General features: G+C 52.4%; 11 protein-coding genes. 3 read left to right on the top strand and 8 right to left on the bottom strand.

What is annotated here, in order from left to right; genetic code table 11:
- The first annotated feature begins 492 nt into the window (after positions 1–492).
- The 3 genes from thiI (at position 493) to ACY2RQ_RS06020 (ending at position 5,418) form a co-directional block, all read left to right on the top strand.
- On the top strand, positions 493–1,953 hold the full coding sequence (gene thiI / locus ACY2RQ_RS06030; RefSeq protein ID WP_490112059.1) for a tRNA uracil 4-sulfurtransferase ThiI: 1,461 nt from the start codon (positions 493–495) through the stop codon (positions 1,951–1,953).
- A gap of 43 nt (positions 1,954–1,996) precedes the next feature.
- Positions 1,997–2,506, top strand: a complete 510-nt coding sequence (locus ACY2RQ_RS06025; RefSeq protein ID WP_490112058.1) for a dihydrofolate reductase — start codon at positions 1,997–1,999, stop codon at positions 2,504–2,506.
- Between the two features lie 68 nt (positions 2,507–2,574).
- On the top strand, positions 2,575–5,418 hold the full coding sequence (locus tag ACY2RQ_RS06020; protein ID WP_490112057.1) for a hypothetical protein: 2,844 nt from the start codon (positions 2,575–2,577) through the stop codon (positions 5,416–5,418).
- Between the two features lie 4 nt (positions 5,419–5,422).
- Here the strand turns inward: ACY2RQ_RS06020 and ACY2RQ_RS06015 are convergent, their stop codons facing one another.
- The 8 genes from ACY2RQ_RS06015 to ACY2RQ_RS05980 form a co-directional block, all read right to left on the bottom strand.
- Positions 5,423–5,749: a hypothetical protein gene (locus ACY2RQ_RS06015; RefSeq protein ID WP_490112056.1), complete on the bottom strand. Its 327-nt coding sequence runs from the start codon at positions 5,747–5,749 to the stop codon at positions 5,423–5,425.
- A gap of 116 nt (positions 5,750–5,865) precedes the next feature.
- On the bottom strand, positions 5,866–7,182 hold the full coding sequence (gene argA, locus ACY2RQ_RS06010) for an amino-acid N-acetyltransferase (protein WP_490112055.1): 1,317 nt from the start codon (positions 7,180–7,182) through the stop codon (positions 5,866–5,868).
- Positions 7,183–7,184: 2 nt separating this feature from the next.
- Complete coding sequence (gene argE / locus ACY2RQ_RS06005) at positions 7,185–8,351, bottom strand: acetylornithine deacetylase (protein ID WP_490112054.1); 1,167 nt, start codon at positions 8,349–8,351, stop codon at positions 7,185–7,187.
- A gap of 231 nt (positions 8,352–8,582) precedes the next feature.
- Positions 8,583–10,784: a xanthine dehydrogenase family protein molybdopterin-binding subunit gene (locus tag ACY2RQ_RS06000; protein WP_490112053.1), complete on the bottom strand. Its 2,202-nt coding sequence runs from the start codon at positions 10,782–10,784 to the stop codon at positions 8,583–8,585.
- Positions 10,784–11,269 (bottom strand): (2Fe-2S)-binding protein, encoded by a 486-nt coding sequence (locus tag ACY2RQ_RS05995; protein WP_490112052.1) that lies wholly within the window; start codon positions 11,267–11,269, stop codon positions 10,784–10,786. Before ACY2RQ_RS05995 ends, ACY2RQ_RS06000 begins: the two co-directional genes overlap by 1 nt.
- 163 nt (positions 11,270–11,432) lie before the next feature.
- Positions 11,433–12,794 carry a hypothetical protein gene (locus ACY2RQ_RS05990; protein WP_490112051.1) on the bottom strand — a complete coding sequence of 454 codons (1,362 nt, stop codon included), beginning with the start codon at positions 12,792–12,794 and terminating at the stop codon, positions 11,433–11,435.
- A gap of 80 nt (positions 12,795–12,874) precedes the next feature.
- The gene (locus ACY2RQ_RS05985) at positions 12,875–14,146 is read right to left on the bottom strand and encodes an inorganic phosphate transporter (RefSeq protein ID WP_490112050.1); all 1,272 of its coding nucleotides are present in this window, start codon (positions 14,144–14,146) and stop codon (positions 12,875–12,877) included.
- A 20-nt stretch (positions 14,147–14,166) separates the two neighbouring features.
- Positions 14,167–14,847 (bottom strand): TIGR00153 family protein, encoded by a 681-nt coding sequence (locus ACY2RQ_RS05980; protein ID WP_490112049.1) that lies wholly within the window; start codon positions 14,845–14,847, stop codon positions 14,167–14,169.
- Positions 14,848–14,904 lie beyond the last annotated feature (57 nt).

Here is a 14,904-nt window from a genome sequence, read left to right as displayed (position 1 = left end):
GCCGACAGGTCAGCCTGTTTCCACATGATTTCCAAACATCGTTTAGCAAAGCCTGTGCCAGGCTGCTGAAAGCTCTATAACCCCGTGTCTTATACGGGTGCACGGCCTGGTGCACCTCTTATATGTCAGAGCTTTACAAAACTTTCGCGCCATTTATATGTCAGAGCTTTACAAAACTTTCGCACCATCCATGGGCGCTCCGGACTGGCTTGTGCACCTTTGTGGTGCGGTGCTGTCCCGGGTTTACCCCTGTGCTCCTTTTCCGGTCATTCCGGTAATGATTCGCTTCACTGCCGGCCCGTTGCGGTAAACCGAAGCAAGTCTACACCGTTTATTATGAAGATGCCTGCCTGTAACGGAGGAATTTCAGGCATCTGGTGGCCGTCTGGCGAAAGGGCTAAAGGTATTTGCAGTGGAGATTACCTGCTGGCCGCGCTGCAGTTCTGTATAATGACCGATTAACCTGTTCTGGTCCGGATTTACCCCGTTTTCATGAAATTCATTATCAAGCTGTTCCCGGAAATCACCATCAAGAGTACTCCGGTTCGCAAGCAGCTGGTCAAACAGCTGCGCCGCAATATCCGTACAGTGTGTCGTTCTTTTGATGAGAGTCTGGAGGTGACGGGTCAGTGGGATATGATCGAGGTGGAAACATCTCTGACAGAACCTGCTGATATTGCCACTCTGGCGGACCGTCTTCAGTGTATTCCCGGTATTCACCAGGCCCTGGAAGTGGCGGAATACCCACTGATTGATAAAGACGATATTCTGGCGAAGGTTTATCCCGTATATGCCTCCCTGCTGGCCGGGAAGACTTTCTGTGTTCGGGTGAAGCGTCATGGCAACCATGAGTTTACTTCTAACGACATTGAACGTTTTGTTGGTGGTGAACTTAATCAGACGACAGAAACCACAGGCGTAAAACTCAAGAATCCTGATGTTAAGGTTGAGATTGAGATCAAGCACAACCGCTGGTTCCTGATCACTAAACGCCATACCGGCCTGGGTGGTTATCCCATGGGTTCACAGGATCCGGTTCTGTCACTGATTTCCGGCGGCTTTGATTCCACGGTTTCCAGTTTCCTGACTATGAAACGGGGCCTGAATACCCACTTCTGTTTCTTTAACCTGGGTGGACATGCCCATGAACTGGCGGTTAAGGAAGTGGCCTACTACCTGTGGGACCGTTACGGTGCTTCCCACAGGGTACGTTTTGTCACGATTCCCTTTGAAGGTGTTGTGGAAGAGATTCTGACCAAAATTGATAACAGTCAGATGGGGGTTATCCTCAAACGCATGATGCTGCGTGCGGCCAGTAAAACGGCGGAGCAGATGAAAATTTCAGCCCTGGTTACAGGTGAAGCTGTGGCCCAGGTTTCCAGCCAGACTCTGCCCAACCTGGCTGTGATTGATTCTGTGACTGACACCCTGGTGCTGCGCCCCCTCATTGCCATGGATAAGCAGGATATAATTTCTGTCGCGGCAAAAATCGGTACCGAAGAGTTCGCCAAGAGTATTCCTGAATACTGCGCCGTTATCTCCAAGAAACCAACGACTCGGGCCAAGCCTGAAAAAATTGAAGCGGAAGAGTCCCGGTTTGATTTCTCTGTGCTGGATGCGGCTGTAGAAAACCGCCGTAGTGTATCCATTGCCGATATCATTGCTGATGACCTGGCCCGGGAAGAAATTGAGGTTGTTGAAACCACAACCCAGGATGATGTGATTGTTGATATTCGCCATCCCACGGAAGAAGAACTGAAACCCCTGCAAATGGCAGAAAGGGACGTGATGGTTATTCCGTTTTATCAGCTGAGAACAAAGTTTGTGGAACTGGATAAGCAGCGTCACTACCTGCTCTATTGCGAGAAAGGGGTTATGAGCCAGCTTCATGCCATGCATCTGCGGGATGAGGGGCATACCAATGTTGGTGTCTTTCAGCCGGAAAAGAGCTGAGTCTCGGAAAACCGGGATATTTTAAATATAAGGAACCCCCTGAATGTTGGACTCGATTCGCATTGCCATGATTGCTGCGGTGGCGGAAAACAACGCTATTGGCATTAACAATAAACTGCCCTGGTATTTGCCCGGTGATCTGCGCTATTTCAAGGCGACCACCATGGGCAAGCCGGTGATTATGGGGCGCAAAACCTTTGAGTCCCTGGGTAAGCCCCTGCCGGGCCGGACCAATATCGTGATGACCCGTGATCCCTCTTTCCAGGCTGATGGTGTCCGGGTGGCTGGCAACCTGGATGAGGCTGTGACCCTGGCGGAAAGCGTGGCCCTGATTGATGGTGTCACTGAGGTGATGATTATTGGTGGTGAGCAGATATACCGCGTGGCTCTGCCCCGGGCAGATCGCTTATATCTCACCCGGGTGGGCCAGAGCTTTGAAGGCGATGCGTTTTTTCCGGCGATTGAAGCCAGTGAGTGGCAGGAAATCGCCCGGGAAGACCATGAATCTGACGATGGGGTGAAATACAGCTATCTTGTGCTGGACAGAGTCTGACCTTCCCGGTTCTCCTTCTTATACTGTTTGAATACTCTTCATGAATATTTTGAAAGGATTCAAAGCAGGTGTCGGGACATCAGCCTGTCTCCTCCGTGCCAGGGAATGGCACTCGAGTAGAGTTTGCCCAGATATTCGGCTGTACCAACCGCCAGCGCCTGGCCCAGGATCAGGCCTGCATCTCTGGTATTTCAGGAGATCGTAAGAATGGCTGGAAAGCCAGTGTGTCTGAACCTTTATGGCACGGGCACAGGGTCGGTTTTCTGGGCAAGATTCTCGGCAAACTGTTTTCGTTTGGCCGTAAGGCGGGGATCGACCAGAAGCTGCATTCCGCCTACGTCCAGCGATTCAAGCACCTTGCTTCCAGAACACCAGAGCACACTCTTCCTTCTTCGAGCCTTTTGCCGGGCCTGAATGCATCTGGCAATAAAAGCGAACTCAGCAGTCCTTTAGGTTTTATGGTGGCAGCGGCCATGGAGCTGGCGGGTATCTTCCGGCTGAACCATGGCCGTTCCGGTTCTGTTGGTCGGAAAAGGCACCATGAGAGGGTGGATGATAAGGCGATCAAGCGTCTTGACTACCTGGTAAACCTTAATCCCCAGCGCCTGGCTTTTGAGTTTCTGGCCCAGGGGCGCTCATTACCCAATGGATATCTGGACAGGGTGCTGGTTCCCCATTATTGCGCCCGGCTGGAGCAGGAGGCGGGTTATACGCAGGATGCCGCGATGAACGCAGTGAAAATGCTGCAGGACAGCAAAGGACTGAAAAGTGATCGGGATATTGACCTCGAACCAATGATGGAGGTGCGCATCGCCCTTGAGGGTTTGATTGCCAGAAGCGAGCGCAGTGTTCAAAAGCTCAAGTCAAAGCCCTGGTCATGGATACCTAAAGGGGAGCAGCTGAAAGGAAAGTTTCCGGAAAATGTCACCGAGATCAGTGTTCAGAGAATACTCGACCAGGGGCGTGCATCCCGGCAGGTGGTCAGGGATTATTTTGTTCAGGAACTTCAGCGTAAGAAACTGAGCAGGCTTGAGGCGAGGGAAAGGGTTGTCGCGTTGCTCAACAGTCATGGGGTTCAGCCAGGCAACTTCCTTACCATCAGTAAGTTTATGGAGCTGGCTGATGCTCTCAAGTTGTTCCCTGGGCAGGATAAAAGCACTGTTGTGCAGGCTTACCTGGGGCTGGTGGATCAAATCAATGCTGTAGTCCCGAGGAGCTCTTTGGAAGGGGCTTCTTCAAAAACGACAGCCCCTCTTCTGGACATGGCTGGAATCTCTCCAGAGCAGGGTGTGGTGATTAAGAATGATCAGGGGCGGGCAGTTTACGTGATTGAGCGCCCTGCCCTTGACGTTCCTCAGGCGTCACCGGACTACCAGTGTAATGATGATGAACTCTGGTTGATTAATGCCCGTGTTGAACGCGGTCATGCGCTGCGCCTTACCCTTGATATGGTGAAACGCTTCCAGCGCTGGGCGCTTCGAAATAAAAGAATAATTGCTGTTGAAATGGCTACACGTATCACCACTGCCGTTATTACCGGAATTATGTCCGGTGGTATTGGCGGTGCCCTGTATCTGGTGTCTGCTGTGGTTACCACGCCTCTTGTCTTGGGAGTGGAACAGGTTGTCAGTCATGTACAGATATGGAGACACAGGCGGAAACTCCGCAAGTACGATAAATCCGGTGAGCTTGATAAAGACGCGAAGCGCAAGCTGTTATACGACACCCTTTCTTATTTGACGGCGGAGAAAACACTGACAGACAGTCTGAATGCGTTTGGCAACCTGAAGGACAGCCTTAAAGGGCTGAAAAAACTGGAGGGTAAGGCCAATCTCAGCGCGGCTGAACAGATTCGCTTTCGACGGTACAAGGCATTACAGCAATTACGTTCGGCGCAGCTGGGGGAAAGCTTTGCCGATCTTGACCGTATGATGGTGGAAATCTTTACGGATATATCAAAGTTTGAGGACGATTTTGAAAAACAGTTTGCTGTGCTCTGGAAGGGCTTTTCACCGGAAGCGGAAGATCCTTTATCTAATTCAGAGCGTGTCAGGATTTTTAACAAGGCTGCCCACAGGCTAAGAATTGATGGTTCAGTCCGCATTGCCAAGGAAGACCGGAAAGGGTGGCTGAAGGATCTGGTCAAGTCGGGTGACGTTGGACGTCGGGCGTCGGATGATGCCCTGTTCGAGGCATTTGGCAATATTCAACCCATGTCCAAAACAGAGCTTCGAAAGTACGCTCTGGTTTCCCATGCCAACTGGCTGACCAGAAATACTTTCAGGGCTGCCCGCCATACAGCCAAGGTGGTGGGGCATTTTATCTATACCAACCTTTTCCTTAACGGCATTAAAACAGCAAAAGCCGGTGTACGCTGGTTCTTTCAGGGAGTTCTGCCCAAGAAGTTTGATTATCTGCCTATACCAACAGCCGCGATCTGTGTGTATTGGGTGATGTCATTCCTTGGGGGAAGTCTGATGGAGAAATTCAATAACAGCTGTAACCGGGTCAGGGTGAAAAAGCTCATTCGACAGCGGCGGGATGAAAAGGGACAGGAGATTCCCTTTGATGAAAAGGTGAGCACCCTGGGTGCTGAGGACTGGAGGGCTCTGCGTCGGGAAAGCAAGCACAGTATGGCACAGTTGGTAAAAATGATGGTTAAGCTTCACCGGGAGAGTGCCCGTATCAACAAAGAGGTGCAGGATATTGCAGATGGAAGGCAGCGATCTGTCAGAAAAGATGAAATGAGAATTCGGGCCGCGACCCTGATCCTCCGCCGCAAACACCTGGAACGGGAAGTGCAGAAGCTCTTGAGTGGTGCCGTTGGTACTTTCTATCAGGAAACAGTGCGGGGCGAATGGGAGCTTCGTCAGGCCCTTGCGGACAAAGGGGCGGGGCTTTCTGCGGCCTGAAGCCTCATTTAAATTTCATGCGGTAACGAAGCTGAAGATCATTGAGAAAATCCACCTCGTCAGGAAAAACCTGCCAGGCACCTTCTTTCTCTGCATTTTTCTCCGTCTTTTGGCGATTCCTCCAGTCTTCGATAGATATCGCGTCTTTGCCGGGGCGGTTACCGGGGAAAGTCAGTTCCAGCCACTGGTTGTTATCAAAACGGAAAATGGGAAGGCCGTTGTTATCGGTTGATTGATTTTGATCATCACCCGAAACATAAAGAGTCACTGCCGGGTTAATACACAACAGACAGAAACAAACCGAACTTAATCCAGAAAGGTGTACTTTCATAACATTTATCCTGTGAATGCACTGCAGGATATATCAGGATAGAAAAAGAATCCGTGGCAAAAGAATTACTGCGGACTCTTTCATGGCTCTTTCATAGAGAGCCTGACGCTCCAGGTTTACAGGGATTTGCTGAATACCTTGGAATTTCTTGGGCGATTGTAAGTCTCCAGTTTATTGGTTGGCAGGTTTTCAATTTTACTTGCGGAAAAACCCCGTTCAATAAACCAGTGGGCTGTGCGGGTAGTCAGTACAAACAGGGAGGTCATTCCCTGGTTTCGTGCCTGTAGCTCAATAGCATCCAGCAGGGCATCTCCCCTGTTGCCACTGCGATAATCCGGATGGGTGACCAGGCAGGCCAGTTCGGCACTGGTGCTGTCGGGATAGGTATACAGTGACGCACAGCCGATAATCATTCCGTCCCGCACAATGACTGTAAACAGGCCGATATCACGTTCCAGCTGTTTGCGGGAACGTCTTACCAGAACACCTTTATCCTCCAGGGGTTGAATCAGGGTAAGCACACCACCAACGTCTTCTATTGTGGCCGGGCGAATCTGTTCATAAGCACTAATGTCCTGGGTAATCAGGGTACCACACCCTTCCCGGGAAAAAAGTTCATGGAGCAGAGCGCCATCTGTAGTATGACTGATAATATGGGTACGGTTTACGGCACTGTCACAGGCGGTCAGAGTCGCTTCCAGTAACCGGTGGCTTTCCGGTTCACTGATACTTCCAAGCAGCCTGGAGCGGGCTTCGGAAGGGCGCATGGTGCGAATCAGATTGCCGTTTTCATCCTGCAGACCATTTTCACTGGCAAACAGAATCAGCTTTTCCGCCCTCAGGGAAATGGCTGTTCTGGTGGCGACTTCCTCTACAGGCAGATTGAAGATTTCTCCGGTGGGGGAGAATCCTATACAGGACAGCAATACTACGTAACCGTCGTCAAGTTGCTGGGAGATGGCCTTGCGGTCGATTCTCCGAACCTCGCCCGTATGCTGGAAGTCCTGTCCGTCGACAACACCGAGAGGGCGTGCCGTAACAAAGTTACCGCTCACAACCCGAATACGTGCGCCGTGCATGGGGGAGTTCACCAGTCCCATGGAGAGCTGAGCTTCTATACGCATTTTCAGGCTGCCGACAGCATCTACAACAGTGGGCAGTATGTCTTTGCCGGTGATGCGGGATCCGTTATGAAATTGCGAGGGGATACTCTGTGTTTCTATCCGGGCATTAATCTGCGGACGGGCACCGTAGGCCAGCACCAGCCGCACCCCGAGGCTGTTAAGCAGGGCAATATCGGAAATAATATTGGCGAAATTTTCGCTTTCAAGGGCTTCCCCCGGCAGCATAATCACAAACGTGCTGCCTCGGTGAGTGTGGATATAGGGGGACGACTGCCTGAAGAATTTTACATAGTCCTTGTCGAAATCCATGTTCAGGCTTCCTCTCCAGGTACGGTTTGCAGGCAGAACTGTTCGATCAGTTTCTGTAAAAGTTGAACCGTTGGTTCCAGTGTATCAAGGGCGATAAATTCATCGGGCTGGTGGGCCTGGGCAATATCACCGGGACCAAGTACCAGTGTATCCATACCCATCTGGCTCAGAAAGGGGGCTTCCGTGGCAAATGCGGCGCTGGTGCCGGTATGGCCGGTCAGCCGTTCACAGGCGGCAACTAAAGAACTGTCAGGCTGGCTGGCAAATGGCTCGATGCTTGGGGTTATAGGGGACAGGTCGATAGCTACCCCCAGCTGCTCTGCCAGAGGCGTAGCCCTGGCCATAATCGCCCGCCGCACAGCGTCAGACTCCATTCCCGGCAGCATACGCACATCATACTCCAGGGAACAGGTTTCGCAGATACGGTTGGGGTTGTCCCCGCCATGAATACAGCCGAAGTTCATGGTGGGCGTGGGCACGGTAAAGCCCGGATTATTGTATTGCTCCTTCCACTCTTCCCGCAGAAGCATGAGCTCCGACATAACCCTGTGCATGGCATCCATGGCATTGCGGCCCAGGGATGGATCGCTGGAGTGACCGGACTGACCGGTAATTGTAACCCTCTCCATCATGATGCCTTTATGCATAGTGAGAGGTCGCAGTCCGGTAGGCTCACCAATAACCGCCCTGCGGGCTTTGGGATAGCCCTGTCTGGCAATCTCCCGGGCACCACTCATGGTGGATTCTTCGTCGGCGGTGGCGAGAATAATCAGGGGCTGTTTCATCTGTTCAGCTTTCAGTCCCCGGGCCGCTTCCATGGCCAGTGCCAGAAAACTTTTCATATCACAGGTGCCGAGGCCGTAAAGGCGGTTATCCCGTTCAGTGAGGGTAAAAGGGTCCTGGCTCCAGAGGGATTCATTGCAGGGCACGGTATCGGTATGGCCAGACAGCACCAATCCACCAGGGCCTTTACCGAGGGTGGCGATAAGGTTGGCTTTGTGGGGCGCGTGCGGCAGTGGCTGAATCTCGCAGGCAAAGCCCATATCCCCCAGCCAGTTGGCCAGCAGGTCAATCACTCCTCGATTGCCCTGGTCAAATTCAGGGCGGGTGCTGCTGACCGACTGGGTGCCAATAAGCTGGCGCAGGGCTGGAAACAGGGCCTGTGACATTGGATGCTATCTCTGTACGGCTTTTATAAGGCTAGTTATAAGGTTAACCTCAGCATAATAAACATCCTGAAGGCATTGCAGAAGGGTGAGGATGGGGTTGAGGCCATTAAATTTTGTAATGCCTAGCCAATAACTGCAGTAGGTTTGCTTTAGGTGGATTGAGTTTGGTTCAGTCTTCAGGAAGGAAGCACTCCACCATACAGGTGGAGTGTTCTGGAGGAACAGCTGATCTCAGGCAAGCTTCAGGGGCAGTTCCCGCAGGCGTTGGCCGGTGGCCGTGAACAGGGCATTGGCAAGGGCCGGTGCCAGGGGAGGCAGGCCGGGTTCACCTGCGCCGGTGGGTGCCGCGTTACTGTTGATAATATGGACATCAATATCTGGTACTTCGTTAATGCGAAGGGCGTGGTAATCATGGAAGTTGCTTTGCTGTACAACACCGTCTTTCAGAGTGATTTCCCCGTGCATGGCTGCGCTCAGGCCATAGATAATGCCGCTTTCCATCTGGGTGCGGACAATATCCGGATTAACGACGGTGCCGCAGTCGATAGCGCAGGTAATCTTCTCAATCTTGTAGTTGTTGCCGGATACGCTCACTTCTACAACCTGGGCGACCCAGCTGCCAAAGCTCAGGTGGCAGGCCAGTCCAAGGAAACGACCTTCTTTCTGTTGTCCCCAGCCAGACTTCTCTGCAACGGTTTCCAGCACTTTTAAAGCCTGAGGGGTTTTGCTCAGGTAAGCCTGGCGGTACTTCAGAGGATTCTGGCCTGCGGCATGGGCCAGTTCGTCAATAAAGCTTTCAATGGCAAAGGCGTTATGGGAGTTGCCCACGGAGCGCCAGAAACCCACGGGAATACCGGGATTTGCCCGCACATAATCCACTTTCAGGGCCGGAAACTGGTAGTGAATGGTATCCGCCCCTTCATAGGGAGACTTGTCGGAAGAGTTGGCCATGTTCTGTTTGGCAACACCCAGACTGGAAAGAGGGTCATAAGACCAGTCCATGGACGGATACAGAACCGCTGAGGCATTGGTGACCATCCAGTCGTCCAGTGTCGGGCAACTTATCTGGTGGTGCCAGCCCTGGGTCATACCTTTGTCGTCCAGTGTACCGGTCAGGCGGTGGAGAGCGGCGGGGCGATAAAAGTCGTTACGGATGTCTTCTTCCCGGGTCCAGATCAGTTTGACGGGCTTACGTACCCGGTCGGAGATGGCGACAGCTTCCTCAACAAAATCCTGCAGTATACGACGACCGAAACCTCCACCAAGAAAGGTTGTATGGACAGTAACGTTTTTCGCGGATACGCCAGCGGCACGGGCAGCTGCGACCTGGGTCAGGTCCGGAGCCTGGGTCGGAACCCAGACTTCTACGCCTTTACCGGTCACGGAGGCCACGCAGTTCTGGGGTTCCATGGTGGCGTGGGCCAGGAACGGTGCTTTGTACTCAGCGGTAATGGTGGAAGAAGCTTTTTTCAGAGAGTGCTGGAAGTTTCCATCATCACGGACATTTTTTGCCCTGCCTTTATCCAAGGCTTCCTGGTAAAGGGCGAAAACATCTTCTGTAGATGGCTTGCCAGCAGGTCCCGGTTCCCATTCGGCATTAATAAGCAGGGCCGCTTTGCGGGCCTGCCAGTATGTGTCGGCGACAACCGCGATACCCGTATCTATGGGAAAGACATCTATAACGCCAGATGATTTCCGGGCCGCTTCTGACTGGTGGGTCTTCAGTTGGCCACCAATAAACGGCGAATGAACAACAACGGCATACACCATGCCGGGCAGCTGGGTATCAATACCAAAGTCAGCAATGCCGAAGGACTTGGCTTCGCTGTCAGTGCGTTTGTTTTGCTTACCGATAAAGCGGAATTCAGAAGCAGGCTTGAGTTTTACCCGCCGGGGTGTGCGCATCCGTGAGGCTGTGGAAATCAGCTTCTCCCAGGGCAGGCTCTCCTGGGCAGGATGATGTACCTGGCCATCGTCCAAAGAACATTCATTTTGATGAACATTCCAAATATCTGCGGCCGCAGATATTAACAGGGTTCGCAGAGTCGCTGCCGCTTCCCGAATTGGCTGCCAGGATGTGGCGATACTGGTGCTGCCGCCAGTCATCTGCAGTTTATATTCCGGGTTTCTGTAGACTTTGCCAACGGGGGCAAAGCGGGTGTTGATATGTTCTGGTGCCAGGTTCAGCTCTTCCGCGACCAGTGTTGCCAGACCGGTCATGGTGCCCTGACCCATTTCTACCCTGGCCAGGGTAAACGTCAGTTGACCTGTGGGAGCCAGCTCCAGCCAGGCATTCACCTGCCAGTTTTCCTGGGTACTGGCTTTGGCGGAAAGAGGCAGGGAGAAGTTCAGCATCAGCGCACCCCCTGTCGTCAGGGATGACTTCAGGAAGCTGCGACGGGATAACTCAGTCGTATGATTCTGTTCAGACATTATTGTTTTCCTCCCGCAGAACCCTTATCGGCCATAGCGTCTGCAGCGAGATGAATAGCTGCGCGAATACGGTGATAGGTACCGCAGCGGCAGATATTTCCGCTCATGGCTGCGGAGATATCGTCGTCACTGGGATTGGGGTTGTTTTCCAGCAGGGCCGCCGCGCTCATAATCTGCCCGGACTGACAGTAACCGCATTGGGGAACGCTCTCTTCTACCCAGCTTTCCTGCAGGGGGTGAGGGTTCTCAACGGTTCCCAAACCTTCAATGGTGGTAATGCTCCGACCATTGGCCATACCGATAGTGGTGATGCAGGAGCGAATAGGGGTGCCATCAAGATGAACGGTGCAGGCTCCGCAGAGGCCGGCCCCACAGCCGAACTTGGTGCCTGTTAACTGCAGTTCATCGCGCAGTGTCCAGAGCAGAGGAGTGTCTTCCTCAATATCCAGAGTGTACTGTACACCATTTACAGTCAGTTTGATCATGCCTGGCTCTGTTGTTAAGCATCAATCGCGGACTATTGGGGATTTGTTTGGCAGAGGCAATGGGCTGAATGACCAGAAACAGGGTAAATAGGGACAAAAGTGTCCCGTTCGGGATGAAAGGGAATACCTGAAGAGGGTATTCCCCTGAAACATGCTTAACGGGTTACTGGTCGGTCTGGATCTCTTTTGTCGCTTTCAGGTCGACCATAAGAAGGACTGTAACGATTGCCAGAATCAATCCAACCCAGGGCTCCATCAAAGCCAGGAAGACAGCTCCCATCAGCATTGCGCCACGTTCGGCATTTGTTTTCACTTTGCTCAGGGCGATATAGGTGCAGGCAAAGCCGGTCAGTGCCAGTGTGACTGCAAGTGCAACAGGCATCATGGGTTTGATGCCGGTGACAATGGGGGTTACACAGAAAATCAGAGGCAGGCCGAGAAGGTAATAGGAGCCGATACCATCGTGCAGTGTGCGCATGCTCTCTTTGCCCTGTCGCCAGCGTTGCACGATTACGACTTGGATACCTGTCCACAGCAGTCCCTGTGTGGGAAAGAAAGGCGCGAAAATCCCCATAACGGCATTACGAATAGCAACACTGATATGGGTGCGCGAATGATTGATCTCATGTGTATCGTCAGGGCGGTCGTCAGCGGCATCCTGCAGGATGGCGTCCCCGGTCAGCATATCACCAAAGCACAGCACGTAAGTGATTAACGCGATGGGCAGACCCGTGAGGTACATTTCCAGAGGAGGCCAGCCGATGGAGAAGGGAGTGACCTTGTCGAACAGAGTGTCAAAGGGCAGCAGATAAAATCCGGGTTCAATGTTGAAGGTCAGTTCGCCTGTCAGCCAGCCAACCAGTGCGCCGCAGACAAAACCGGGCATCAGGCCCATGGCGGTTATACGGGCTATGTTCGGGTACTTTCGGCTTAAGCGGTGTACCGGTTCAGAAAATGCGAGAAGAAGGGACAGGCCTATGGCGACGGCCGCTGTATAAGGCGCAGAGTTGAAAATATTCTTCTCCACTGAAAAGTCGAACACATTAATAAAAGCTGCAAGACCGGCTCCCAGAATAATGGCCCCTTTCAGAACGTCAGGAATGACCCTGATTAATTTACTCCCTATTCCGGTCACCCCGAGAATCAGCATCATCAGGGCAAAATCCAGGGACATGGCTGTCATCATCTGGATACGTTCGGTGGGAGAGTCCGATGGATCGGACAAAACAGCGGTAAGCACAAAGGGCAGGGCGGGAGTTACCCAGCCTGGCGCATAGGGTTCCCCGAAAAGCCACCAGGATACACTGAGCAGCATTGAATGCAGGAAAGACATAGCAATAGCTTCTTCAAAGCTAAGGCCGAAATAGGTTGTTAGCAGGGGAACCAGTGCCAGCGCTGTGGCTGCAGATACGAAATTGCCCTGAATAAATTCGGGCCAGCATATACGGGTGTGAACGAGGGGGATACGGGTGGTGAAACCCAGCCACTTCAGACCTGCGCTGGTCTGCTGCTTCGGAGCATCCATAGTTTTATTCTTGTTGTTGCCTGGATTAAAAACGACTATGCCAGCCTGTTTTTCCTCTGCCAAGGGGTAAAGTGCAGACTTTATCCAAAGATCGCCCGAAAAATATGAAAGAAGATTATGGCAAGGATTGCTCCGGCCGGAAGTGTGACCAACCAGGACAAGAATATGGTTCCGATTACCTGGAGATTCAACGCGCCAATACCCCGCGCAAGGCCAACACCAAGCACCGCGCCAACCAGGGTATGGGTTGTGGAAACCGGTAGCCCGGTACCCGAAGCCAGAACAACGGTTGTGGCGGCGGACAGTTCTGCGGCAAAGCCCCGACTGGGTGTGAGTTCGGTAATGTGTTTACCGATGGTAGCCATAACCCGATGGCCATAGGTGGCCAGGCCAATAATAATGCCTCCGGCTCCGACCAGCAGCACCCAGCTGGGCATGCTCGTTCGTACGCTGATATCCCCGCCGCTCTGTACAACATTCACTACGGCGGCCAGTGGCCCGACAGCGTTGGCGACATCATTGGAGCCGTGGGCGAAGGCCATGGCGCAGGCGGTGAAAATCATCATGGTGCCAAAGACTTTTTCGACGCTGGAAAAGTGAAAAGAGAGATCAGCTTTTTTATCTTTATGAATCTGGCTGAGGGCAATGATTCCGATCACCATCAGCAAAATACCAATCATGGTGGCCATAACAACAGCTTTGAAAATAGTTATATCAAGTCCAAGGTGGCTGAGACCCCGGGTAAGGGTCACCATGGAGATCATAAAACCAACCAGAAAGGTGTAGAAGGGTATATACCGTTTGGCGCTGGCAAAGGGGTCGGAGGTGTTAAGTATCAGCTTTTGTACGGAGTTGAACACCAGAAATGACAACATGCCTGAAAACAGCGGAGAGATAACCCAGCAGCTGACAATGGAGGTAACACTGCTCCACTTGATGGCCTCATGGCCTATGCCCGCAACAGCAAATCCGACAATCGCCCCGACAATGGAGTGGGTAGTGGACACTGGCCAGCCATAGTGTGTAGCTACCAGAAGCCAGGAACCAGCGGACAGCAGCGCGGCCAGCATGCCGTAAATCAGTAGCTCAGGATGGGCCAGCAGCTCCGGCATGGTGGGGTCAATAATGCCTTTGCGGATTGTTGAGGTGACCGATCCGCCGGCCAGAAAAGCGCCGGCAAACTCCAGAACAATGGCGATCATAATAGCCTGGCGAATGGTCAAGGCCTTGGAACCCACAGAGGTTCCCATGGCATTGGCCACGTCGTTGGCGCCTACCCCCCAGGCCATAAAGAAGCCAAAAAAACAGGCCAGACCCAGCAGTATCACTCCATATTCCGCAATAATCGACATCGACGATATATCCGCAACAGTTAATGGGCCAGTAAAATGTGCAGGTAATCCCCGACCCGTGATGCCCGGTCGGCAAGGTCACCTACCCATTCAATGATCTGGTACAGAAACATGACTTCTACCGGAGGTATGGTTTTTTCTATGGAAAACAATGTCCTGCGTATTTGGATTTGCAAAATATCGGTCTCGCTTTCTATGGCGTTAAGTTCTTCCACCATGGTTGCAACAATATCGGCTTCCCGCCCGCGAAAGCCGGTTTCCAGTAAATCATCCAGTTCATTAATGGCTTTAAGGGCCTGGGCGGAGGTATCTATGGTTCGCCTGACATAGTGCTGAAAGCTGTCCCGAATGGCTTCAGGAATACTTATCTGGCGACCAAGTACTATGCCGGCAATATCCTTGGCCCGGTTGGCAACCTTGTCCTGGACGGTAATCAGCTCCAGAAGGTCGGTTCTGGGAACAGGAAGGAACAGGCTGCTGGGCAGGGAAAGGCGTATATTCTTTTTGATTTCATCCGCTTCTTTCTCAAAGGCAGCAATGCGCTGCTGGATGTTTTCGGCTTCAATCCAGTTACCGTCGATAACAGCCGCGAAAAAGGCATCCAGCAGAGCCGCAGCGTTATGGGCACTGGCGATATGCTGTTGGATCGGCCCTATAGGCGATCGGCCAAACACACTTGAGAGCAGATGTTTCGGGGGCATCGTGCACCTTGTGGTTGTGGTTATTGTTGAGCTGAGAGTATAAAAGCTAATTTGCCG

The organism is Parendozoicomonas sp. 209JJ7-1 (assembly GCF_058147085.1).
Note: the sequence above shows the minus strand (reverse complement) of the source record. Positions and strands in the feature narration are given on the sequence as shown.